At 43.5% G+C, this 23,793-nt stretch carries 19 protein-coding genes and 1 riboswitch; of the genes, 12 read left to right on the top strand and 7 right to left on the bottom strand.

The window, feature by feature from the left end:
- Both AR1Y2_RS14860 and AR1Y2_RS14855 read left to right on the top strand, forming a co-directional pair.
- A complete protein-coding gene (locus AR1Y2_RS14860) occupies positions 1-912 on the top strand; it encodes a glycyl-radical enzyme activating protein (RefSeq protein WP_175403675.1) in 912 nt (303 codons plus the stop codon).
- A 22-nt stretch (positions 913-934) separates the two neighbouring features.
- A complete protein-coding gene (locus AR1Y2_RS14855) occupies positions 935-1,621 on the top strand; it encodes a fructose-6-phosphate aldolase (RefSeq protein ID WP_137329673.1) in 687 nt (228 codons plus the stop codon).
- A 50-nt stretch (positions 1,622-1,671) separates the two neighbouring features.
- Here the strand turns inward: AR1Y2_RS14855 and AR1Y2_RS14850 are convergent, their stop codons facing one another.
- Both AR1Y2_RS14850 and thiC read right to left on the bottom strand, forming a co-directional pair.
- Positions 1,672-3,027 carry a sodium-dependent transporter gene (locus AR1Y2_RS14850; RefSeq protein ID WP_137329672.1) on the bottom strand — a complete coding sequence of 452 codons (1,356 nt, stop codon included), beginning with the start codon at positions 3,025-3,027 and terminating at the stop codon, positions 1,672-1,674.
- 23 nt (positions 3,028-3,050) lie between these two features.
- Complete coding sequence (thiC, locus tag AR1Y2_RS14845) at positions 3,051-4,352, bottom strand: phosphomethylpyrimidine synthase ThiC (RefSeq protein WP_137329671.1); 1,302 nt, start codon at positions 4,350-4,352, stop codon at positions 3,051-3,053.
- Positions 4,353-4,492: 140 nt separating this feature from the next.
- Positions 4,493-4,596: riboswitch (TPP riboswitch) on the bottom strand.
- Positions 4,597-4,857: 261 nt separating this feature from the next.
- Between thiC and AR1Y2_RS14840 the strand changes: the two genes are divergently transcribed.
- The 5 genes from AR1Y2_RS14840 to AR1Y2_RS14820 are packed head-to-tail and all read left to right on the top strand — an operon-like array spanning position 4,858 to position 10,224.
- Positions 4,858-5,688, top strand: a complete 831-nt coding sequence (locus AR1Y2_RS14840) for a patatin-like phospholipase family protein (RefSeq protein ID WP_137329670.1) — start codon at positions 4,858-4,860, stop codon at positions 5,686-5,688.
- 30 nt (positions 5,689-5,718) lie between these two features.
- A complete protein-coding gene (locus tag AR1Y2_RS14835) occupies positions 5,719-6,747 on the top strand; it encodes a hypothetical protein (RefSeq protein ID WP_137329669.1) in 1,029 nt (342 codons plus the stop codon).
- Between the two features lie 9 nt (positions 6,748-6,756).
- Entirely contained in the window at positions 6,757-7,458 is a 702-nt protein-coding gene (vanR, locus tag AR1Y2_RS14830) for a VanR-ABDEGLN family response regulator transcription factor (RefSeq protein ID WP_137329668.1), read from the top strand.
- Positions 7,448-8,593 (top strand): sensor histidine kinase, encoded by a 1,146-nt coding sequence (locus tag AR1Y2_RS14825; RefSeq protein WP_301906548.1) that lies wholly within the window; start codon positions 7,448-7,450, stop codon positions 8,591-8,593. The genes vanR and AR1Y2_RS14825 overlap by 11 nt, the downstream gene beginning before the upstream one ends.
- On the top strand, positions 8,590-10,224 hold the full coding sequence (locus tag AR1Y2_RS14820; protein ID WP_137329666.1) for a putative manganese-dependent inorganic diphosphatase: 1,635 nt from the start codon (positions 8,590-8,592) through the stop codon (positions 10,222-10,224). Before AR1Y2_RS14825 ends, AR1Y2_RS14820 begins: the two co-directional genes overlap by 4 nt.
- On the opposite strand, the gene AR1Y2_RS14815 is transcribed toward AR1Y2_RS14820, so the two are convergent.
- The 5 genes from AR1Y2_RS14815 to AR1Y2_RS14795 form a co-directional block, all read right to left on the bottom strand.
- Positions 10,189-10,785 carry an NUDIX hydrolase gene (locus AR1Y2_RS14815; RefSeq protein WP_137329665.1) on the bottom strand — a complete coding sequence of 199 codons (597 nt, stop codon included), beginning with the start codon at positions 10,783-10,785 and terminating at the stop codon, positions 10,189-10,191. The two genes, AR1Y2_RS14820 and AR1Y2_RS14815, sit on opposite strands and share 36 nt — an antisense overlap.
- 9 nt (positions 10,786-10,794) lie before the next feature.
- Entirely contained in the window at positions 10,795-12,213 is a 1,419-nt protein-coding gene (gene hydG / locus AR1Y2_RS14810) for a [FeFe] hydrogenase H-cluster radical SAM maturase HydG (RefSeq protein WP_137329664.1), read from the bottom strand.
- A gap of 12 nt (positions 12,214-12,225) precedes the next feature.
- A complete protein-coding gene (locus AR1Y2_RS14805) occupies positions 12,226-12,477 on the bottom strand; it encodes a TM1266 family iron-only hydrogenase system putative regulator (RefSeq protein WP_024726485.1) in 252 nt (83 codons plus the stop codon).
- 252 nt (positions 12,478-12,729) lie between these two features.
- Entirely contained in the window at positions 12,730-14,706 is a 1,977-nt protein-coding gene (locus tag AR1Y2_RS14800; RefSeq protein WP_243118774.1) for a sensor histidine kinase, read from the bottom strand.
- Between the two features lie 24 nt (positions 14,707-14,730).
- On the bottom strand, positions 14,731-15,396 hold the full coding sequence (locus tag AR1Y2_RS14795) for a response regulator transcription factor (protein ID WP_137329663.1): 666 nt from the start codon (positions 15,394-15,396) through the stop codon (positions 14,731-14,733).
- Positions 15,397-15,655: 259 nt separating this feature from the next.
- On the opposite strand from AR1Y2_RS14795, the gene AR1Y2_RS14790 reads away from it, so the two are divergent.
- From AR1Y2_RS14790 to AR1Y2_RS14770, 5 genes are all read left to right on the top strand, one after another.
- Entirely contained in the window at positions 15,656-17,479 is a 1,824-nt protein-coding gene (locus tag AR1Y2_RS14790; RefSeq protein ID WP_137329662.1) for a hypothetical protein, read from the top strand.
- Positions 17,480-17,922: 443 nt separating this feature from the next.
- Complete coding sequence (locus AR1Y2_RS14785; RefSeq protein WP_137329661.1) at positions 17,923-18,528, top strand: recombinase family protein; 606 nt, start codon at positions 17,923-17,925, stop codon at positions 18,526-18,528.
- 303 nt (positions 18,529-18,831) lie between these two features.
- Positions 18,832-21,759: a Cna B-type domain-containing protein gene (locus tag AR1Y2_RS14780; protein ID WP_137329660.1), complete on the top strand. Its 2,928-nt coding sequence runs from the start codon at positions 18,832-18,834 to the stop codon at positions 21,757-21,759.
- A 94-nt stretch (positions 21,760-21,853) separates the two neighbouring features.
- Complete coding sequence (gene queF / locus AR1Y2_RS14775) at positions 21,854-22,351, top strand: preQ(1) synthase (RefSeq protein WP_137329659.1); 498 nt, start codon at positions 21,854-21,856, stop codon at positions 22,349-22,351.
- Positions 22,352-22,460: 109 nt separating this feature from the next.
- Positions 22,461-23,711, top strand: coding sequence for a DUF2369 domain-containing protein (locus AR1Y2_RS14770; protein WP_137329658.1), 1,251 nt, complete (start codon positions 22,461-22,463; stop codon positions 23,709-23,711).
- Positions 23,712-23,793 lie beyond the last annotated feature (82 nt).

Below are 23,793 nucleotides of genomic sequence, written 5' to 3'. Positions count from 1 at the left end.
ATGGAAGGGAGAGTATTTGATATCCGGAGATTTTCCACCCATGACGGGGATGGCATACGCACCACTGTATTCTTAAAAGGCTGCCCGCTGTCCTGTGTGTGGTGCCAGAATCCTGAGGGCATTGCATGGGAAAGAAGGCCGGTCTGGTTTGAGAACCGCTGTATCCACTGCAAAACCTGTGCGGCCCGAGCCCTGGCTTCGGGAGCCAGGATGGTTTCAGGGAATGTGGTGTTGGATACAAATGCCCCTGAGGACTGGGAACGTCTCATAGACCTGTGTCCTTCGGGCGCTCTGCAAATGGACTCCAGAGTGTGCAGCGCTGAGGATGTGATGAAAGAGATTCGGAGAGATCTGGTATTTTATCATCATGGAGGCGGGGTGACACTGTCAGGAGGGGAGCCCCTTTTACAGTGGGAGTTTGCGCTGGAGATTTTGAAGCAGTGTAAAGTGGAAGGAATCCATACGGCCATTGAGACGTCCCTGTATGCACAACAGGACGTGCTGGAATATCTTCTGCCCTATTTGGACAGTATCTTTGCGGACTTTAAGATCGCAGATGAGGAAATGCATAAAAAGTACGTTGGGGTATCCAATGAACAGATCAAAAAAAACTTGAAGTTCCTTCTGGAATCAGACAAAAAAGACCAGGTTACTGTGCGCACGCCCATGATCCCGGAACTTACGGCCTGCAGAGACAATATAAAGGAAATCGCCGGATATATTAGCGGAATCTACCCGTCTGCGGCCTATGAGATCTTAAATTATAATCCTCTGGCTGAGGCGAAGTATCATTTGATCGGCAAAACGTTTTGTTTCAAAGAAAATCCTAAAATGTATACCGGAGAACAGATGCAGGAATTTGGACAGTGGGCCAGACATGGCGGAGTCCAAAATGTGATCATGGAACTATAGAGTGAGAAAAGGAGAAAAAGAAGTGAAATTTATTATTGACGATGCAAATATTAAAGCAATTAAACATTTATATGAGTATTTTCCTGTGGATGGTGTGACAACAAATCCGTCTATCCTGGCGAAAAGCAAAAGGCAGCCATATGAAGTTCTGAAAGAGATCCGGGACTTTATCGGAGAAAAAGCGGATCTGCATGTACAGGTAGTGTCCAAAAGGGCGGAAGATATGGTGGAAGAAGCGGGGACCATCCTGGAACGGCTTGGACAGAATACATTTATTAAAGTACCTACTACTGCAGAAGGTCTGAAAGCCATGAAACAGCTGTCCAAACAAGGGGTGGGTATTACAGCTACAGCAATCTATACACCGATGCAGGCTTTTCTGGCGGCAAAAGCTGGGGCATCCTACGCGGCTCCATATGTGAACCGGATCGACAATCTGGGTGCCGACGGAGTGAGTTCAGTTAAAAGAATTCACGACATTTTTCAGAAAAACGGGTTGAAGACAGAAGTACTGGCGGCCAGCTTTAAGAATTCCCAGCAGGTTCTGGAGCTTTGTGCTTATGGGATCGGAGCCGCAACCATTGCGCCGGATGTCATAGAAGGACTGATTAAAAATGATTCTGTGAAAGCCGCAGTGGATGCTTTTACAAAGGATTTTGAAGGACTGTGCGGAGAGGGCAGAACCATGAAGGACTGCTTAGAAAAATAAATATAAAAAAATGGTTCTAAGGTCTAAACCTCAGAACCATTTTTTTACCTTTATACCGTAATAATTCCCATTCCCTGAAGTACAGAGAATAACAGAATCGCGATGATACAGATCGGTGCGAAGAATTTAATCATAGGAAGATATAAGTTCTTCCGTTTAAAATCTCCTGAACTTTCTACTTCGTCAATGATCTCTTTCGGTTTAATGACATAAGCGGCAAACATGCAGGTGCAGAAGGCTGCGATCGGCATTAACACGCTGTTGCTCATGAAGTCGAAGAAATCCAGGAAGCTGAAGCCAAGAAGCTTGATATTGCTCCATATACCAAATCCCAGTGATGACGGCACTGCCATGATCATTGCAATGACAAACATGGTGATGCAGGCTCTTAACCGGGATAAATGAAACTTATCCATTACGATGGAGACCAGGGTTTCCAAAAGGGAAATCGCAGAGGTCAGCGCCGCAAAGAAAACTAAAATGAAGAAAACGGCTCCGATGACAGTTCCCAGTGCCATGCTGTTAAATACCTTCGGCAGCATCTTAAACATCAGGGATGGGCCGGATGCGAGCATATCGGCATTTCCTCCTGAAAATACAAAGACTGCAGGGACAATCATAAGCCCAGACAGGAAAGCGACACCTGTATCAAAAATCTCTACCTGAGAAACAGACTTCTCAAGGTTGGATTTTTTCGGCATATAGGAACCGAAAGTAATCATGATCCCCATTGCCAATGACATGGAATAAAACAGCTGTCCTAATGCGGCCAGGAATGTAGTCGGCGTCAAATCCTTAAGATTTGGCTTGATGTAATACAATACGCCTTCCATGGCTCCCTTTCTGGTAATACAATAAACAGAAATACCGATCAGCAGTACGATCAAAATCGGCATCAGGATGGTGCTGACTTTTTCGATACCGCCTTCTACTCCCAGGGCAACAACAATCAGTGTAATGCCAGCGAAAATCAGGAGCCATACCATAGGGCTTACAGACTGGCTGATAAAGCCTTCAAAAAAGGTATCTCCTGCTGCCTGGTTTATATTTCCGCTTACTGATACAAATAAGTATTTTGTTACCCATCCCCCAATCACACAGTAATAAGGGAAGATGATGAACGGTATGATACTGGTCAGATAACCGATAAACTTATACTTCTTATTAAAAGAAGAGAACGCATGAATGGCGCTTTTGCCAGTACGCCGTCCAATCGCTATCTCGGTGATCATCAGGGTAAATCCAAAGGTTACCGCGAGTATCAGGTAAATCAAAAGGAAGCTCCCGCCTCCGTATTTTGCAGCCAGATATGGAAATCTCCATATGTTTCCTAGTCCTACAGCTGATCCTGCAGTTGCCAGCACAAAGCCGATCCTGCTGGAAAAGCCGCCTCTTTCTTCATTCATAAATCTGTGAAATCCTCCTTTGTTTATACTACATCGACATCTTCACCTGCCAACACAGCATTCATATTTCGAACGGAACACATTTTTCCGCACATCGTACATGTATCTTCTCTCTCAGGTTTTGATTCAGCACGGTATCTTCTGGCCTTTACAGGGTCCAGAGCCAGATCAAACTGAGCTTCCCAGTCCAGCTTTTGTCTTGCCTCTGCCATCTGATTGTCCCAGTCCATGGCGCCCTTTATGCCTTTGGCAATATCTGCGGCGTGTGCCGCGATCTTGGAAGCCATGATGCCTTCCTTCACATCATCCACATTCGGAAGGCGCAGATGTTCTGCCGGTGTGACATAACATAAAAAGCTTGCGCCGGATGCAGCGGCAATCGCTCCGCCAATAGCAGATGTAATATGGTCATAGCCGGGTGCAATGTCTGTTACTAGAGGCCCAAGTACATAAAACGGAGCTCCGTTGCAGATAGTCTGCTGAATCTTCATATTTGCCTGTATCTGGTCCATAGGCATATGTCCAGGTCCTTCGATCATTACCTGAACGTCCTTTTTCCAGGCCCGGGCCGTCAATTCTCCTAAAGTGACCAGTTCCTCGATCTGGGAAATATCGCTGGCGTCTTTTAGGCATCCTGGACGGCAGGCGTCCCCGAGACTTAAAGTAACGTCATATTCATTACAAATGTCCAAAATCTCATCATAGTATTCGAAGAACGGATTTTCATTGCCCGTAGCTTCCATCCAGGCAAAGATCAAAGACCCGCCCCGGGACACGATGTTCATCTGTCTCTTCATGGCCTTAAAGCGGTCTGCGGTATTGCGGTTGATCCCACAGTGGATGGTCATAAAGTCTACACCGTCCTCAGCATGCATTTTAAATACATCGATCCATTCCCTTGAGGTAATATCCTTCAGAGCCTTATTATAATATACAATGGCATCATAAATCGGCACAGTGCCCAGTATAGCAGGGCATTCGGCTACAAGTTTTCTTCTGAAGGTCTGTGTGTCCCCGAAAGAAGAAAGATCCATAATAGCTTCCGCGCCCATTAAGACTGCTTGGTTTACCTTTTCCATTTCTACGTCCAGGTTCAGACAGTCTCTAGATGTTCCAAGGTTGACATTGATCTTGGTTTTCAGGGAATTGCCGATACCAAATGGCTTTAAGCAACGGTGGTTTTTGTTGGCCGGTATAACGATAGTTCCAGCAGCGACCTCACCCATGAGCTTCTGTACATCCATTCCTTCGTAAGCAGCGACCGTTTCCATTTCCTTGGTTACGATGCCGGCTCTGGCGGCATTCATCTGTGTTGTGTAATTCATCTTACAACCTCCTCGTTTCAATCAGGCGGGAGGGAATCTAAAATGCATTATTTAGTTTTCGGAACATTTCTTTTTATATACATGATCAGTCACAAAATAAACGATTCATCGCATGATCATGGACTTACAGTAAATTCCGTTACAATAAGCACCTAAATCCCTACGTTGGCATTAACCAAATCAGGTATGATGGTCGAAGGATATCCCTTCCTCTCAGCCCGTAAAAGCTCCCATTTTAGTTTCAAATATGACCTAAAAAGTCATCTTACGTATTGTATCATTGTTTTTCAGAAAGTGCAATGGTCTGAATGATGTATGCAGTGCCGTCTATATCATTGATTTCGTTCGGCATATTTTGCTGGCGGTGTACAGATCTTAAGAACTTGAATATTGTAGTAGAGGCATATGATTTATACAATAAGTTTCCAGTTTTTGTGGTATAATAAAGAAGAAGCATTTCTGAGTTATTCCGGGAATGCCCAAATGCAGTTAGGAGTGAAGAGATATGGCAAGTTTAATATTGGAGGGCGGTACATTCCGGCCGATTTTCAGCGCAGGGGTGATGGATGCCCTACTCGACCATGATTTGATGTTTCCCTATGTGATAGGAGTATCCGCCGGCATCTGTGACGGCTTTTCTTATGTTTCCAGGCAGAGGGAGAGGAATCTGCAGATTCTTCTAAACCACAGAAATGATTCCAGATATATCGGAAAGAAAAATCTCATCAAAGAAAAAAGCCTGTTTGGGCTGAATTTTGTCTACAACGTGATCCCCAACAAATTATATCCATTTGACTGGGATACATTTTACAAATATGATGGAAAGATACTGGTAGGTGTGACCAATGCACTGACCGGTGAGATTGAATATAAAGACGGAAAAGATTTAGATAAAGAGTGCACCATGCTCCGGGCGACCTGTGCCCTGCCGCTGATATTTCCGGCCATCAAGCTGGATGGGGTTCCGTATTTCGACGGAGGCATCGCAGATCCTATCCCGGTCAGGAAAGCGATCCGTGACGGCAATGACAAGCATCTGATCGTTCTTACGAGACCAAAAGGATACCGCAAAGAACTCAGCAAGAGCCATAAGGTCACGTCAACGCTGCTGAAGAAAAAGTATCCGAAGATTCCGGATTTGCTTTTGAACCGTCATGTGGAGTATAATCGCACAGTCCATTACTGCGAGAATCTGGAAAAGCAAGGGAAGGCTGTCATCCTAAGGCCGGACCGTCCCATTGACAGCTTTGAGAAGGATATTGATGTGCTCAGGGATACCTATCAGATGGGTTATGATATGGCACTGGAAAGAATAGAAGAAATCAAAAAATTGTGATACAATAAATTAGAAAAAGAGGTGGTCAGTATGGCGAGGATTTTAATTTCGGAACGGCCGTATGTGGAAGAACTATCTACAAATAAGACAAGGAATTTAATGGTGATTTGTGAACGCCTCTTTTTACCGGTACAGGCGGACGCGTCAAAATTAGAACTGGCAAGGCAGATTGCGCAAAAGCTCAGCGAGGACCCACTGGTACTTCTCGAGATGTTGCAGTCTGAGGCCGTGGAGCTCTTGTTTGAACTTTGGGAGCAGAGGGAAGGAAGCTTTGCCCTGGAAACGAATTTTAACGATCTGCAGCAGCTCCGGTATCTGGGGTTTGTCCATGTGGAGGAAGACTTTATTGCCATCAATCTGGAGGCTGAGGATATGTTCTATTTCCTCTTAAAAAGCCACAAATCAGCAGAGGTGATGGAGCGCTATTCCAGGTGGGAGCAGGTCATCTTTGGAATGTTGTTTACCTATGGTATTTTGGATGTATACTATTGCTATGATATTTTTGTGGAAGTGACAGGGGAGAAGATCTCTTATCCTGAGATAGAGCGTTTTCTTCTAATCCGAATCGTATTCTGGAGAAGCGGTATTCTTCTGCGCAATGAAAAGACAAAGCGTCTGTTTATGGTGAGCCGCGAGGTGCTGGACAGGAACGAAGTGTTTGATGAATGGAATGAACAGCAGGATCTCAGTTTCAAAGAGTATACGGAAGACGAGTATGTGGCGCTTGCCATGGGAAACGGGGTAACCGGATGGCCAGGAGTCTCTGAGATGTTTACCTATATTCTGGAGGAGATTGAGGATGACCGGTATAAGGCAATGGTGATCATGAAGTCCATCATTCTCATGATCCAGAACGGAGCCAGTTACCTGGACACTGTCGTGAAGGTATCAAGGCTTTTGGATACAGAGGAAGAGGACGAGAAATTATTCTATGACTGTTTAAAGACTGTTTTTTATCATACACCGATCTATGGAAAAAAGGGCCATACCCTTGCGGATTTGGCCAGGAAACAGGAAGACGTGCCGTTTCAGGTGATCAATGGCGGCAAAGAAACTTAGGAGGTATCAATGAAACAATCAAGCGTGCTGGTAGTGGACGACGAAAAGGAAATCGCTGATTTCATAGAACTCTATCTGAAAAATGAAAATTACCAGGTGTTCAAGTATTACAATGGAGCTGGGGCACTGGAATGTGTGAAGCAGGAGCAGATCGATCTGGCGATCCTGGATGTGATGCTCCCGGATATCGATGGTTTTGAGATCTTAAAGGAGATCCGCAAGGACCACAACTTTCCTGTGATCATGCTGACAGCCAAGACAGCATCTATGGATAAGATCAACGGGCTGACACTGGGAGCGGATGATTACATTGAAAAGCCATTTGAACCGCTAGAATTAATGGCCAGGGTCAAAGCACAGCTCCGGAGGTTTATCCGTTATAACGACGGAAGCGGACAGAGCAGTGAGGATACTCTGGAGATTGCAGGCTTGGTGCTGAACAAGAATACACACCAGTGCCTGTATGGGGAAGATGAGGTGACGCTGACGCCGTTGGAGTTTTCCATTCTCTGGATTCTCACAAAGAACAAAGGAAAGGTAATAAGTTCTGAGAATTTGTTTGAACAAGTATGGAAAGAAAAGTATTTTAAGAATAATAACAACACAGTCATGGTCCATATCCGCCATCTGAGGGAGAAACTCGGAGAGGTGATGGGACACAAAGAATTGATCAAGACTGTCTGGGGAGTTGGATATAAAGTTGAGGAGTAAATGGAACAAATACCGGAGCCTAAAGATCAGGATCATGCTTCAGACTTTGGGCATCAGCCTTCTTGTAGGTATCTTTGGTTATCTGTTTATATTTGTATTTGTGGACGGAGTCCTGCAGGCGCCGTTCGCGGACAGTATGGTGCGTTTTTTTGAGAAGTTCGGTTTCGACAATGAGAGCGCCATTCATTTGTACCGCGCAATTTTCTGGGATAATAAGACCATGATCATCTCCACGGGTTTTATCTTCTTATTCCTGTGCAGTTTTTATCTTGGTATGTCCAGGTTTACCACGTATTTAAGACAGATCGAGTCTGGGATCGATATGATTCTCACGGATTCCAGTGATTTGATCGAACTGGAGCCGGAGCTTCAGCCAATGGAAAACCGTCTCAATGAGATCAAGGTGAATCTGAAGGAACAACGAAGACAAGCCCAGGAGAGCGAACAGAGGAAGAACGACCTGGTGGTCTACCTGGCCCATGATCTAAAGACACCCCTGACGTCGGTCATAGCATATTTGAGTCTTCTCAACGAGGCGCCGGATATGCCGATGGAACAGAGGGCAAAATACACGAACATTTCTCTTGAGAAAGCGAAACGGCTGGGAGATCTGATCAACGAGTTTTTTGAGATTACCCGCTACAATCTTCAGAATATAACTTTAGAGAAAAAGACATTCTATTTGTACGTTTTGCTGGAACAGGTTCTGGATTCGTTTGAACCTGTATTTAAGGAGCGGGGACTGACCTGTCGCACTGAGATAGAGGATTCTATATTGATAAACGGGGATCCGGATAAACTGGCCAGGGTCTTTGAAAATCTTCTTAGAAACGGCGTCTCTTACTGCTATTTAAACTCAGCTATTGAGGTCAGCGCTGTGGGAGAAGGGGATGAGGCCGTGATCAGGATCCGGAACCAGGGCAAAGAAATACCAAAACACAAACTTGAGAATTTATTTGAAAAGTTCTACCGGCTGGATGAGGCAAGGTCCACGGAGACCGGCGGGGCCGGGCTTGGGCTTGCCATCGCCAGAGAGATTGTGGAACTGCATCAGGGAACGATCACAGCGAACAGCAACAAAGATTTCACAGAGTTTATTGTCAGACTTCCAATGGAACAAAAGGAGGAGCCATGAAAAGTACTTATGTAATTGGGCATAGGAATCCGGATACGGACTCCATCTGCTCTGCAATTGCTTACGCGAATCTGAAGAATCAGGTGAACGGAGGCGGATTTGAAGCCCGCAGAGCAGGCAACGTCAACGGAGAGACCAATTTTGTCCTGCAGCAGTTTAATGTAAAGGCCCCGGAGTTTTTAAGTGATATCAGGCCGAGGATGAGTGATATCACTCTCCATGAAGTGGAAGGGGTCAGGCAGGATATATCCATCAAAGAGGCCGGCGACAGGATGAAGGAACTGAAGCTTGTGGCTCTTCCTGTTTTGGAGGACAACCGGCTGAAGGGTATGGCCACCATCAGTGATATCGCCCATGCGGATATGGATGTCTATGACAGCGAGATCCTGGCAAAAGCCCGGACGCCGTATCAGAATCTGGTAAAAACGCTGGATGGAAGTATGACTGTGGGAGACATTTCTGAGACTATTGACCACGGAAAGGTAACAGTTTCTGCTGCCAGCATCGACAAGATGGAGCAGTTTGTGACAGAGGGAGACCTTGTAATCCTTGCGGACAGGGACGATGCACAGAAGCGGGCCATCGAGATCGGTGCCCAGTGTATTATTGTCTGCATGGGAAGCCAGGTGAGCGGCGAGATCCAGAATATGGCAGTGTCAAAGGGATGCCGCATTTTGGTGACTCCATATGATACCTTTACTGCCAGCAGGCTTGTGTGCCAGTCTCTGCCCATTTCCTATGTCATGACAAAGGCGAATATCATTACGTTTTCTTCCAACGATTATGTGGATGATGTAAAGGCGCTGATGGCCAAAAAGAGATTCCGCTATTTCCCGGTGCTGGACGCCAAAGGAGAATTCTTAGGCCTGGCATCCAGACGGCGTATGCTGGGATTTGAAAAGAGAAAAATGATCCTTGTGGATCACAATGAGCTGTCCCAGGCAGTGGAGGGACTGGAAGAGTGTGAGATCCTGGAGATCATTGATCATCACCGTCTCGGGTCAATGGAGACGATGTCACCGGTATATTTCAGAAACCAGCCGGTAGGATGTACGGCAACGATTGTGACGCAGATGTACGAGGAGCAGGGTGTGGCTATCACAAAACCCATGGCAGGGCTGCTCTGTTCTGCGATCCTTTCTGACACGCTGATGTTCCGTTCACCGACCTGTACTCCGGTAGATGAGGCTGCTGCCAGAAAGCTGGCCGATATTGCGGGGATCGAGGTGGAAGAGTATGCGAAGCAGATGTTCCGCGCAGGAAGCGATCTGAAAGGTAAAGCGGCCGATGAGATATTCTATCAGGATTATAAGAAATTCTCATCGGGAGATGTCTCTTTTGGAGTGGGACAGATCACATCCCTGGATCAAGGAGAGTTAGAAGAGATCAAAGATAAGATCATACCGTACGCTGAAACTGTGAGAAATGAACAGGGGCTGGATATGATTTACTTTATGCTGACCAATATCTTAGAGGAAACCACTTATCTTATCATGGTCGGGGATAAGAGCAACAGTATCATAGAGCAGGGCTTCGGAGCCAGGGCAGAAGGCTGTACGGCAAAACTGCCCGGCGTTATGTCCAGAAAGAAGCAGTTAATTCCGAATATACTGAATATTATACAGCAGTAATCTGGCAGTCATGCCCCATATAATCCGTTTTTTGTAGCGGTAAAAACAAACCTCATATTTCCCTTTTGCCCACGGGTATTTCTCCCCGTTTGGAATGTCGGCAAAAGGGAAATTTTTTTGCGGTTTTGTCATGAGAACACTGCTGTAATACTCAGGTTCATTTTCTAAAAAGAAGGAGAGCGGCACCGTAAAGACGGAATCCACCTCATCCCGGGAAAACTGCCCGTGATAATCATGGAGTTCGGCAAGAAACGGTTCTATCCGGGTCTGATATGGGGTTACAAGGTAATCCAGAGCTCCGTATACCTGAATGTTTTCTTTTTTTACAAACAACTCTTCCATGGTTTCCCGCACAGCTGCCTCGTAGGTTGATTCCCCGGCCTCTACTTTGCCTCCGGGAAAACAGACCTCTCCGGGCTGTTTGTTCAGGTGCTTTGCGCGCACTTCAAATAAAACGTGGTACCCATCCTCCTTTTTTATCAGGGGGATGAGTACCGCAAAGGATGTTTCTTTCTCTTCTCCGATCCGTTTCGGAATATGATGTTTTAAAGATTCAAACATGGAGTTCTCCTAAAATCTGAAATCACGTTTACCTTCGTGGATATTTTCAATATATTCTGTGGCTTTTTGTTTTACCACTGGATTCGTGATTGTTTCCAAAGCCTTTTTGATGACCTTTTCGCCCTTTTGCTTTGTATCTTCAGAGGCGTAGTCTTCCAGATATTCTTTCAGGGTCATCATGGCATTTGGCCCGCAGCAGTTGGCGATCTGGCCTGACTTTACAAGGGACATGAAACGGTCGCCGGTCCTTCCCTCACGGTAGCAAGCAGTACAGAAGCTTGGGATATGGCCCAGGTCAAGAAGCCAGTTTACCACCTCATCTAAAGTACGGTCGTCACTCCGCTCAAACTGGGCAGAATTGTCTTCCGGTTTTTCTGGTTCTGCGTATCCGCCCACGCTGGTGGAAGATGCCCCGCTGATCTGGGACACTCCGACCCTGAGTACTCGTTCCCTGGACTCTTTTGTCTCCCTTGTGGAAACGATGATGCCGGTGTAAGGCACTGCCACACGGAGGATGGCGACGATCTTTTCAAAGATATCATCGTTGATCCCGTTTTCAAACTCATCTGGGTCCACATCCTCTGCCGGGCGGATCCTCGGAACACTGATCGTGTGAGGGCCTACGCCAAACCTGGCCTCCAGGTGCTCCGCATGCATCAGAAGTCCTGCAAAGTCATAGCGGTACATATTCAGGCCGAACAGGACACCGATCCCTACGTCGTCAATCCCGGCTTCCATGGCACGGTCCATAGCTTCTGTGTGATAAGCGTAATTATGTTTCGGGCCGGTGGGATGCAGAACTTCATAGTTGTCTTTATGATATGTCTCCTGGAATAAAATATACGTTCCGATTCCAGCATCCCTGAGTTTTTTATAATTGTCCACGGTGGTGGCTGCGATATTGACATTGACACGGCGGATAGCTCCGTTTTTGTGTTTGATCCCATAGATTGTCTTAATGCTCTCAAGAACATAATCAATCGGGATATTCACCGGATCTTCCCCGGTTTCCAGTGCAAGGCGCTTGTGTCCCATATCCTGAAGGGCGATCACTTCTTTTTTGATCTCTTCCTGGGAAAGCTTTTTCCTGCGGATATGTTTATTTTTATAGTGGTATGGACAGTAAACACAGCCGTTGACACAATAATTTGCAAGGTAGAGAGGCGCAAACATAACGATCCGGTTGCCATAAAACTCTTCCTTGATCTTGATGGCCAGGTCAAAGACTTCCTGCATTAGTTCTTTATCCTCACATGCCAGCAGGACAGATGCCTCTCTATGGCTTAAGCCTTTCAGCTTTTTTGCTTTTTCAATAATTGACAGGATCAGTTCCCGGTTATCCTTATTGGCATCTGCGTAGGCAAGGGTATCCTTGATTTCCTGATCGCTGATGAATTCTTCTGCAACTTTTGAATTTGGCTGGTACATAATTTTTCTCCTTTATTTTGTTTTTGCAAACATTGATTTGACGCTGATTCCATCGATCATCCCCAGTTTGCCGGAAAGAGTGCTGATGGCATTTTCCGGCGCATCCAAGACGATGGATATGATGTTGATGTCCTTTTCCCGGTAGGGAATGCCCATTCTGCCCACGATAAAATCCCGGTATTCATGCAGCAGCTGATTGGTGGGAGTTATGCCTTTTTCTTCTTCGATGATAATACCGATCAGCGCGATCCGTGTTTCCTTCATATGATTATGAACCTCCTTAAAATAAAAAGGCATATCCCATAGGAATATGCCTGATCATCGCAGTATAAGAACAGAGTTTCACCTGGGAAACTCTGTGGTTGGCTTATAAAGGATCAATCTTGGCATCGGGCAGTACCCTGGCTTCAGAAAGATGTGTTTCACTGCTTTTATAGTAGCCCAAAACAGGACAGAAGTCAATCGGCCTTTCCCGTCTCATTGATATGGATAAGACGGGGTCCAAATCAAATTTTTCTAATGTTCTTGTTTCGCCAGAGGAAGTGTTATGGTAAAGGCTGTATATCTGCCCTTTTCTGATATGGCCTTTATGGTGCCGCTATATTCCTCCAAAGAGATCCGAACAAAATATAGGCCCAGACCCCTGGTGCCGGGGCTGTTTTTTGTGCTGAATTTATAGTCAAAGATATGAGGCATGTCTTCGGGAGAGATTCCTTCTCCAGTATCAGTAAAAGTGATGACCGCTTCCTTATCAGAATACTCAGCGGTTATGGTCAGGGAACCTTCCGGCGGAGTGTGTTCGGTGGCGTTCAGGATCAGATTTTCAAAAGCCCGGAAAAGGCGGGATTTCTGATGATAGATAAAAAATCGGCCTTCCGGCAGACGTAAATAGTAATAGATACCGCCAGCGTCTGTGTACGGTTTTGTCTCTGTGTAAACATAGGACAGAAATTCATTGCAGTCCATGAGACAGGGCGGCTCATGGATCCTGTCCTCTGCATTAAAAATCTGAAGGCTGCTGATATCACTCTGAATCTGGGAGGACTTTTTATCTATGATCTCTAAATATTGTTCTAATTCTTCATCAATGTTGATCCCGCCCTCACGTATAAAATCAATATAGGTCTTAATGGCCGACACAGGAGCTTTTAAGTCATGGGCGGCGATGGAAAGAAATTCTTTGCGTTCCTCCAGCATCTTTGACAGGTGGGCTGTCTTTGCCTCCACTTCCTCCTGAAGATGCTGGGTGAGTTGCTGGTTTTTGACGATCAGCCCCCGGTTATAACGGATGATCAGAACCATAAAGAACAGAACCATGAGAAAACCGCTGTACTCATCCTGCCATCCGAAGCGGAGTGGTTCGTATGCTCCCCCGGTCCATAAGTCAGTAAAAAGGCCAAAACCAAAGACTGCGTTTCCGGCGAGCAGCCATATAGAGGACTTTTCCTTCACAGCTCCCAGTAAGGACAGAAGGACTAAATAGAGGCTGACCATCAATTTGGAAGTATAAACAATGGTTCCATATACATTGACCACACTTGGGAACGCAGGGAACAGTGCATAGGTAAAAATAACCGGGGACACAGCCATTAGGGCAGTAAACGTATAAACAAATATATGAAGCTTAATCGGCAGAATCCCGCTGCACAGCCGGATTGTCAGCAAAACCATACAAGACAGCATTGCAAAATATGACACATCTTCAATGAGATAGGAGATGCCGCCCAGATCCCATCCGAGCCAGTGGATGAATGGGTAGCTGACGTGGACAGAAAAAAATAGGCAGACCAGGCCGTATGCCACAAAGACTGGGTCCGGCCTTTTTCGGATCCAGACACCCATGGAAATAACAGCGGCTCCCAGCGGGAAAAAGCACAAAAGAGCATAAAAAATCAGCTTTTGGGTCAGGGCATTTGTGACCATACCGCTTGTACCAAGTATAGGAGGATAGGTAAGCCCGCTGTAATAATGGGTATCATTGGCTGTCTGAATGACTAATTCCACACTTCCTGAGGGGAGAGAGATCAGTGTATTTTGTATATGTCTGGAGACGGGTTTCGCGTCCGGGGTGCCCATCTGGCGGACCAGCTTTTGGTTGACATAGATTCGGCAGGAAGAAAAAATCTCCGGTACCTGAAGCAGCCATCCATCCTGAGAAGTGCCGAGATTCAGGACTTTGCGGTATGTGGCCGTTCCAAAAGGGGAATGACTGGGCTGATGAGATGAAAAATTGCCAAACTGGCCGATAAAGATTGTTTCCGGAGACTGGACCGATTGGGAGGAGAGTTCTTTCGGAGTGTAAAGATGGCCGGAGTAAAAATCCCACTGGAACGCAAGGGGGACCAGCCCCTTGGAGGGATCTGTATTTGACGTCTGATATTTATTGTCCAGGAAATAGCAAAAGGAGAAGATCAAGGCGGCACAGAGCAGAGCAGCGATAAGGATCAGAACAGATAATTTTGTATTCTGGGATTTCTCTTTCTTTCGTTTCATGACAGACTCCATATGACGTTTGATTTATTCTGTGAAAATATAACCTTTTCCCCACTGTGTTTTTATATATTCCTTCTCAGGAGACAGGGCCTGGATCTTTTTTCGGATACGCATGATCAAGATCTGGATGCTGTGTGTATTGTAGCATGTCTCTCCCCATACGGCCCGGTAAATCTCTTCCTGGCGGTATGGGATACCTTTGTGTTCCATAAGGAATCTGAGAATCTCAAATTCATTGACAGTCAGATTCAGGGGAAGATTTCCGATATATGCCTGTTTCTGTTCATTGTCCATAGAAAGCCCGGAGGGGCGGCTGGCTGGTTCAACAGGCTTTGCGTTTCTGATCCTTGCCCGTATTCTCATTTCCAGCTCTTTTAAGAGATACGGCTTCGTGATATAGTCATCGCCGCCGCAGTCAAAGCTCTCCACCATGATCTCCTCTTCTGTCAGATTTGTCAGAAAGATCACCGGTATATTATAATTGGCGCGGATCGTGCGGCAGAGACAAAAACCATCCGTCCTTTCCATATGAATGTCCAGGATGATACATTGGTAGTCGTGTTCCGATAAGCAGGAAAGTGCTGTTATGGCATCTGTCGCGGTATCCGTTAGATAACCGCATTTTTCAAAATAAACTTTATTAATTTTAAGGATTTCCATATCATCATCGACAAAAAGCAAACGTTCCATAGGCGGACTCCTTTTTAAGATTGTTAATATCATTGTAAACATAATAGAGTTCCAATGCAATTTAATCGGAGAATGTTGTTATTTATTGTGAAACGAAAAACAGTATAAAAATCATTTTTTACATAATTCCGTTCGGCTTTTAAAATGCTTTTAATCCAACCATGTAAAAAATGGATGTAGTGTATGCCCTTCGGGCTTGGCGTGCTTTGCACGATAAGGTATACTATGATACAGAGAATTTGGGGAATGGAGAGGGCAGATGAAAAGATATTTTAAAAAGACAGTTTTTATCGTTATGGCAGTATTGTCAATGGTTCTGGTACAGTCTGTGTCCTGCTTTGCATGGACGCCGCCGAAAACGGAAGATGAAGAGAAATTTCTAGCATGGTATGACAAACATAAAAATGATACGGATGCTGTCTATACACTGTCAGGGGATCTGAAATTGACTAAGGGGACAGAGGATGATCCCATCCGGTTTGACGGCAGCGGCAAGATACGGATCGATTGCGGGGCCCATGGAATTATTGCAAATAGTAAAGTGGTGATTGATAACCCTAATCTTACAATAAACGGGGAATGTATGTTTGTATTGATGACAAACAGTGATGATTCCCAGCTGATATTAAAAAGAGGAACGATTGTAAATGAGTCTGATTATGCATGTGCAGTCCAAATAGTCCGTGGGGGCCTTCAAACTTCTTCTGATCCGTTAGACCGGTTTAAGATCAGGATAAAAGGACAGGATATCTCCGGGATTTATCATGGCCCAAGAGAGCCTCTTATTCTTGAACGGCTGGATGTCAGAGCCGAAGGAACTGGACCGGTTGCCGGCATAAAAAATAATAATGACCAGAAGGTTACTTTAACGGATTGTAATATCAGCGTTTTTGGTGAACAGGAAGCTTGGGGGGTGACAAACCTGGGAAAAACCGAAGTAAACCGTTGCCGCATTACTTCATCTGTCAGTGATCCCTCTGGAAATGCGTTCAGTGTTACAGGTTCTGAAGTGTCTAGCACTGATTCCAAATTGATTCCTGAGATTTCAGGAATGAAAAATACAGTCTACAGTATATACGATATTGACGGCCTTTCTCCAGCCATCGGCAGGACAGGCTCTGATCTGAAATCCCTGCTGCCAGAAAATGCGGGCGTTTACGTGGAAAATGCGCAGACAAAGGAAAAAAGCAGGATTTCAGTGCCAATAAAATGGGAGCTTTCAAATCTAGATGCTTCAAAGGCAGGGATCACGATTGTGGCAGGACGGCTTATGACCAGTGATCTGTTTGGAGTGTATCTAAACTCCGCAGGGATTAGTCCAAAAGCGGCAGTGATTGCAGTGGGGCCGGAGGGCATGTATTTAAACAGTTATAAGATCCTGTTAAATTCAGGGGGAAGGGTGAAGGGAATGTTGGAAATGCCTTTTCCTGCAGGTGCAGACTCCATGGTTCTTCAATACAGTGAGGATCAGAAGAACTGGAAGACTTATTCAAAGGAAAACGGAAATACGAATATCCTTGAAGGGGAGACTTATCCTGAGCCGTACGGGGTGTTTGGTTTTGTCTTTGACATTCCGGTCAGAGAGAATATATTTTATATGCGGGCAAAAGTTTCTGGAGACAGCATTTTCTCAGGCACCAGCGCCGCTTGGAAAATGGATGCAGACCATGGTTCCTCCGGGTCTTCCATCAGCGGGGAGTCTGGAGGAGACAGAGGCGGGCAGACCGTAGATCAAGAAAAAGACCAGTCCCAGAAGGAACAAAAAAGACACAAGAGTACAGAGAAGCCAGAGAGTATCGCTGAGAACCGCAGTGTCAAGACGGCAGCAGGGACAAGGACCCGCAAAATACAAAAAAGGAAGACGGAAAAAAGCAGTCAGCAAAAGATCGCGTCAGAAGAAGAGAACACCCAGGAACAACAAAACGCGGACCGGCAGAAAACAATTTCGTCGAAAGAAACAGGGAAAGAAGAAAAAAAGGCGGAACATAAAGAAAAACAACGAGGATTTATTTTTGCGGCCGCAGGCTGTATCGTGATTCTCGGAGGTGCGGTGCTTCTGGGCAGAATATTTTTTACTCCATAAGAGGAGCTACAATTACTAATGAAAGGAGCACAGAAAAATCTTCAATTCTTCAATAGTCCTCCCTCCTTGATATACTCTGAAGGATTTACTCTGTCTTCAGTGCTTTTCTATACGTTTTTATCTGATAGGACCATTCTTGTTCAGAATAAAAGGTCTTTCAATATCCAAAGTCTTTGTTTTCTTTTCGCATTTCTACAATCATCCATTATTAATGGTACATCAAAATCTTCTCTGTCAGTTCTTTTCTCCTAGGTTTTAAAGCCTCAAGACTGGCAATCTGATAATCAATATCCCATTTACCAATCATCGATCAATCTTGGCATCGGGCAGTACCCTGGTTTCAAAACGATGTTTTCATAGGATGGAAATAATTGCCGCTGATTCTAGGGTTAAGACATGAGATAATTAAGAATTGAAATTACTAAGATTGGAGGATTTTACAGATGAAAAAATATGGTTACGTAAGAGTGTCAACAAGAGACCAAAATATCGATCGACAGATGTCGGCTATGCAGAAAGCTGGACTGGAAAAGGAAAGAATTTATATTGATAAATTATCCGGAAAGGACTTTAATCGTCCCAGATATCAGCGATTAATAAAAAGACTTGCCGCAGGTGATGAACTGTATATCAAATCGATTGACCGATTAGGCAGGAATTATGATGAGATCATAGAACAGTGGCGGTATCTTACCAAGACAAAAGATGTAGATATTATTGTATTGGATTTCCCGCTTTTGGATACCAGAAATCAAGTCAATGGAATTACAGGAAAGTTTATAGCAGACTTGGTTTTACAAATTCTCTCTTATGTCGCGCAGATTGAAAGAGAAAATATTCATCAGCGCCAGATGGAGGGAATCAAAGAAGCAAAGGCGAAAGGTACTCGATTTGGCAGACCTAAAAACGCATTGCCAGATGGTTTTAAAGAAGTCTATGACTTATGGAAATCAGAACAGATAAGCCAGCGAGAAGCTGGTAAAATGTTAAATAGCAATCATGTTACATTTGGCCGTTGGGTTAAAAGAGTAGAAAACGGCCGTAAATAAGAAAAATTTTTCGTCTGATGGAACAAATTGTAGACTTTTTGTTCCGGCATTTCTCTCTGTAAAAAGTATCTAAAAGTTCCCTGTTTATGGATCATCTTTATTTTATCATTTGTGTAACAAAATGTCTGATTTTTTTCCACATCTCTCTGTCTGAAAAGTAACTGTGATAAGGTCAGATTCGTATTTGGAGAGGGGGGCAAGTATTGTTATCATTTTGCGACAGAAAACTGTCCTGATAGAAATTTCTATTGCACGTTACATCATGATAAGCGGTTTTAGATATAAAAGACGGGAGGAAAACAAATGGGAAAGAAATCTCAATATTGGCATTGGTCAATTATATTGATTTTTATTATGATATGCAGTGTTTTGTTACAAGCAGCAAACCAAGTATTTGCGAAAAATCCAAGTGAGATTCAGGGAGAGAATAAAGCTGTTCAATATGTATTAAAAAAGACTTTTGACAAAGATAAAGCATCCGTAGAGCTTTCACTGGATATGAAAGAGAAGGAGAAGATTGAAATAGATAAAGTACTCCTGCCAGATGGAAAGGAACATGCATATAACGGGTCCGGTATTCAAACAGTGGTATCAAAGAACGGAACATATCAGTTCCGGATATTCTACAAAAAAGAAAAGATGGAAAATATAGAGAAACCTGATGAATTAGAAACATTATCGGTTGATATACCTGTAGAAGTTACGGAAATCAAAGAGGAAACAGCCAAAAACGAAACAGCATCTAGTTCAAAAACAGAAAAAACAACGACTAAAGAAAAATTGGCAAAGTCATCGCTTTTAAAAGCGATAACGAATATTGATACCTTAAATAATAGTATCATAGCTGCAAAAGATGGTGAAAAAACTACGTTGACCATTGATACAAGTATTGACGTGGAGAAAGAAATTGTAATACCTGATGGAAAGATCATTCATTTTGCAGGAAATGGAAGTCTAAAGCGCACGAGTGGACTTGATAAAAAGGCTCATATGATTAAGATCGAGGAAGGTGGCCAGCTGTATTTAGATGGAATAACCGTTGACGGAAATAAGGTAGGAGAAAGATATCAGACAGGGCTGAGGGTAGCATCTGCAATCGAGGTTTTAGGAAACTTCACAATGATATCAGGAAATATGACTCAGCATACTTGTTATGTTATTCATGTAAGCGGAAAAAATGCAGAATTTACCATGACTGGAGGTACGATTAAAAACAATGATGCATCTTCCGGTGTTTTCTTAGAAGACCATGCTGACTTCATTATGAATGGCGGTGAAATATCTAATAATGTATTTGATAATTATACAGATATGGAGGTAAATACAATATTTCTTCGGAACGGAAGTAAATTTGTATTAAATGACGGTCTGATAGCAAATAATCGAAACAGCGATTTGAGTTGTGAAGTTTTCGTAGAGGGTGGCCGTAATGGCAGGAATGAAGATGCTTCTAGTTTTATTATGAATGGTGGTGAGATATCGAATAATTATAGCAGTTACCTTAGCGGAGCAGTTACTGTAGGGACATGGCTCCAGCCAGATTATAAATCTGTAGCCTCTTTTGAAATGAACGGCGGTGTCATCTCAAAAAATACATCACGATATGCCGGAGGCGGTGTCCTTATTATATGTAATGGCGACTTCAAAATGAATCAGGGGCAGATAACTGATAATCAGGCACCTGTAGGAGGCGGTATCGCAGCTAATGATGGTTTTATATCATCAGATGCTGGTAACGCAGGGTTTAAAATTGAAGAGTGGGGAACGACTTATCATTGCCCGGCTTCCTTTACTATGAATGGCGGTGTTGTCTCAGGTAATAGCACGAATGAAGCTCTTAATAGTACTGGAGGTGTTGACGGAGTTGGCGGCGGAATTTATCTGGCCACAAACATGGGAACATTTAATGCCGGTGTCATTTCAAATAATACTGCCCGTGATCAGGGTGGTGGAATCTATGTAGCCAGTGTTCCCTATCAACTGCAGATGTATAATACGTTAATTACAGATAATACTGCTTCCCTGCTTGGCGGCGGGATTTGGACTTGTCCTACAGGAAGTGTTAAAATTCTTGTAAATAACGGAGGCGCATTGTTCGGAAATACTGCTGAGACCGATGCGGCAGGGGATGATTTCGTTTCTGTGCCGAGAGCTTCTGATTATACTACTACATTTTCAGATAGAATGTTGGGTGCAGGTAAAGTTTCTTACTACAGAGACGGCGGTGTTGTCGCTGAAGGTGTTCTTGGACAACCTGATTTATCAATTCCTAGATTTGATCCAAATAATTCAGGCGATGAGATTAAAGATATCAGCAATAGCCTAGAAGGTTATGCGTTAAAAACAGTAACTGCAAAGAATGCTGAAGATATGGCGCGAAAGCAAGCAACCGTGATTGTCACAGGAAATAAAGCAAAAAGAGGCGGCGGTATTGGTGCTAATGGCAGTGTCGTCATAGGTACAGAAGACAATGGGTATAACCTATCTGTTAAAAAGAAGTGGAATACGGCATCCGGAACTGTTCCCAAATCTATTACAGTGGATTTAATAAAAATAGATGAAAATGATAATAAGACAATATTAGAAACAGTGAAACTAAGCGAAGAGAATCATTGGGAATATACTTTTAAAGATTTGCCAACCCAATATACTTACGATATTAAAGAACACAAGGTGTCTGGATTTAAGACAAAGTATGAGAAGACACAAGATGGAAATGAAATTAAGTTCCTTATTACAAACACACAAGCTACTGTTACAAAGTCTGTAACGAAGATATGGGATGACAAGGAAGACCAGGACGGTATTCGTCCCAGCGAGATTTTTGTTCAACTCTATGCGGGTGATAAAATAGTCGGAGAAGCAGTGAAACTAAGCTCAGATAACCAATGGTCTTATACATGGACAGAGCTTGCGAAATTTGAAGACGGCAAAGAAATAAAATATTCCATTAAGGAAACTAAGATTCCAGATGGCTACACAGGAAAAGTAGAAATTAATAAGGATGGGAACTTTATCTTAACAAATACTCATCAGGTTAAATCAATAGAGCCAACAGAAGCAAGCGAGCCAGAAGAACCAAGGAAACCCAAAAAAGCAAGTCAGCCAGATAAACTCAAGTACGTATCAAAGAATCCACAAACCAGTGACTCTGGTCAGTTCTTAAGATACATATTCCTATGCGGCGTGACAGCCAGTATTTTATTCGTTTCGTTTAAAAAGAAAAAGTGAAAACACTAAAAAAAGAGCAGAAAATATGATATACTGGTAAAAGAATCACAGATATATGAAGACCTGTGATTTAAACAAAACAGGAGGAATTAAGATGAGTGGTAGAACCAATGTGGAATTGGGAGGTATTACGTTGCTGGGAAATCAGCAGACAAAATATCCGGATGATTATGCACCGGAAGTGCTGGAGACTTTTCCGAATAAGCATCCTGACAATGATTATTTTGTAAAGTTTAATGCGCCGGAATTTACAAGTCTGTGTCCTATGACTGGACAACCGGATTTTGCGACCGTTTATATTTCCTATGTTCCGGGAGAAAGGATGGTGGAAAGCAAATCCCTCAAGTTATATCTGTACAGCTTCAGAAATCACGGTGATTTCCACGAGGACTGTATGAATATTATCATGAAGGATCTGATCAAACTGATGGACCCGAAATATATTGAAGTATGGGGAAAATTTACGCCGAGGGGCGGGATTTCGATTGACCCATACTGTAACTATGGGAAAAAGGGAACGCCGTGGGAGCAGATTGCTTTTGACAGACTGGCTCACCATGACATGTACCCTGAAAAGGTGGATAACCGGTAATATTTCTGATGATAAATTAATTTGGGAGCTATTAACTGCTGTGTTCTTTGAGGTTGGGGGACTTGTGAGATACACAGTAACAAAGACATGATAAAAAGGAGAGAACGTTATGAGAAGAGCGTTAAAAGCCGTTGTGTGCTTAGGGCTGTCCCTTTCGTTGGGATTCAGCACTGTAGCATTTGGAGCGGAGAAGAAGGAAGGCATTTCTAGTGAAGTGGTTAACAAAAGAGGACAGTTGTCCTCTGAAGTCCAAAAAGTAAAAGATATCCAGGGTTTTAATACTGCTCAAAGCACCAAGGTTTCAAAGAAATCAAAAAGTGTTCGGTCAGTAGCTAATTTAAAAGCTTATCATATCAACACTCGAGCAAGTATCAATGCTATAAACAAAAAGATTGAAAATGGCCAATTTAATGTTGCTAGCCCAATAACAGGCAGCAATCAATTAATATCTAATATTTATATGCCAACAAAAGGAAAGTTATGTGTAAAGTTCTCGAATGTTTACGTTACATCTACGGGTGTGCCTACACAAACACCAGCGAATTGTACTGTCACATTAACTGACAGTAAAGGAAATTTTGTAGCTTCTGGTTATTCAGATGAAGGCACAGTGATTGCCAATTATGTTAATGAAGGGACATATAGATTAACTGTATCATCACCTTATAATTCAAGCGTTGCAACTGGATATATACCTTTCTATTATTCAAGTAATAATGGGAATTTGTCTGGAACAGCTAAATATATAGCAGGAAATGGTGGAAATAATTATCAGAATTTTTCTGTTTCCAAGAGAAGTCAAGTTTGGACAGATCTTGTTTCAGATAAAGGCTACTCTTTAAAGAGTCATATTGAAAAAAAGAGCGGTAAAAAATGGGTGCGAGTAACTGATCAGAAATATAGTTATAATTCGAATCTTAGAAAATATCATGCACTAAGTAAGGGGAGTTATCGTCTTGTTATCTCAGGAACATCAAAGTATGATATTTTTACTGCCAGATATGGAAAAAAAGCTTACACAGGCAAGTATGCAACCAAAAAATCCAAATCCAAATCTATCAGCCGTAAGAAATCCAAGACAAATGTGCTGACAGCTTCAGATGCTAAGAAGAAGACCCATTGGTACAAGTTTAAAGTCAGTAAACGTCGTTCTACACAGTTTAAGGTTACTACATATAACAGTTCAGGAAGTGTGACTGCAACGCTGTACAAGGGAAAGAAAAAGCTGAGTTCACGTACGGCATACAGCCCAAGTTATATTACTTTCAAAGGAAAATTATCAAAAGGCACCTATTATGTAAAGGTAACCAAAAATACAAAGAATACAAGCGGAAAATACATAGTCAAATATGTAAAATAAAAAGCTTTGCAGCAGAGCCGACAGACTCTGCTGCAGCTGGCTTTTGCTTTAAAACATTTTCTAAGATAGAGGAGAACAGGTT

This window comes from Anaerostipes rhamnosivorans (assembly GCF_005280655.1).
GTDB classification, from domain to species: Bacteria; Bacillota; Clostridia; order Lachnospirales; family Lachnospiraceae; genus Anaerostipes; species Anaerostipes rhamnosivorans.
Note: the sequence above shows the minus strand (reverse complement) of the source record. Positions and strands in the feature narration are given on the sequence as shown.

What these genes read in the sequence shown, in the direction of transcription:
- AR1Y2_RS14860 (WP_175403675.1), top strand. Translation starts at nt 1, where the DNA reads ATGGAAGGGAGAGTATTTGATATCCGGAGATTTTCCACCCATGACGGG.
- AR1Y2_RS14850 (WP_137329672.1), bottom strand. Translation starts at nt 3,027, where the DNA reads ATGAATGAAGAAAGAGGCGGCTTTTCCAGCAGGATCGGCTTTGTGCTG.
- thiC (WP_137329671.1), bottom strand. Translation starts at nt 4,352, where the DNA reads ATGAATTACACAACACAGATGAATGCCGCCAGAGCCGGCATCGTAACC.
- AR1Y2_RS14840 (WP_137329670.1), top strand. Translation starts at nt 4,858, where the DNA reads ATGGCAAGTTTAATATTGGAGGGCGGTACATTCCGGCCGATTTTCAGC.
- AR1Y2_RS14835 (WP_137329669.1), top strand. Translation starts at nt 5,719, where the DNA reads ATGGCGAGGATTTTAATTTCGGAACGGCCGTATGTGGAAGAACTATCT.
- vanR (WP_137329668.1), top strand. Translation starts at nt 6,757, where the DNA reads ATGAAACAATCAAGCGTGCTGGTAGTGGACGACGAAAAGGAAATCGCT.
- AR1Y2_RS14820 (WP_137329666.1), top strand. Translation starts at nt 8,590, where the DNA reads ATGAAAAGTACTTATGTAATTGGGCATAGGAATCCGGATACGGACTCC.
- AR1Y2_RS14815 (WP_137329665.1), bottom strand. Translation starts at nt 10,785, where the DNA reads ATGTTTGAATCTTTAAAACATCATATTCCGAAACGGATCGGAGAAGAG.
- hydG (WP_137329664.1), bottom strand. Translation starts at nt 12,213, where the DNA reads ATGTACCAGCCAAATTCAAAAGTTGCAGAAGAATTCATCAGCGATCAG.
- AR1Y2_RS14805 (WP_024726485.1), bottom strand. Translation starts at nt 12,477, where the DNA reads ATGAAGGAAACACGGATCGCGCTGATCGGTATTATCATCGAAGAAGAA.
- AR1Y2_RS14800 (WP_243118774.1), bottom strand. Translation starts at nt 14,706, where the DNA reads ATGAAACGAAAGAAAGAGAAATCCCAGAATACAAAATTATCTGTTCTG.
- AR1Y2_RS14795 (WP_137329663.1), bottom strand. Translation starts at nt 15,396, where the DNA reads ATGGAACGTTTGCTTTTTGTCGATGATGATATGGAAATCCTTAAAATT.
- AR1Y2_RS14790 (WP_137329662.1), top strand. Translation starts at nt 15,656, where the DNA reads ATGAAAAGATATTTTAAAAAGACAGTTTTTATCGTTATGGCAGTATTG.
- AR1Y2_RS14785 (WP_137329661.1), top strand. Translation starts at nt 17,923, where the DNA reads ATGAAAAAATATGGTTACGTAAGAGTGTCAACAAGAGACCAAAATATC.
- AR1Y2_RS14780 (WP_137329660.1), top strand. Translation starts at nt 18,832, where the DNA reads ATGGGAAAGAAATCTCAATATTGGCATTGGTCAATTATATTGATTTTT.
- queF (WP_137329659.1), top strand. Translation starts at nt 21,854, where the DNA reads ATGAGTGGTAGAACCAATGTGGAATTGGGAGGTATTACGTTGCTGGGA.
- AR1Y2_RS14770 (WP_137329658.1), top strand. Translation starts at nt 22,461, where the DNA reads ATGAGAAGAGCGTTAAAAGCCGTTGTGTGCTTAGGGCTGTCCCTTTCG.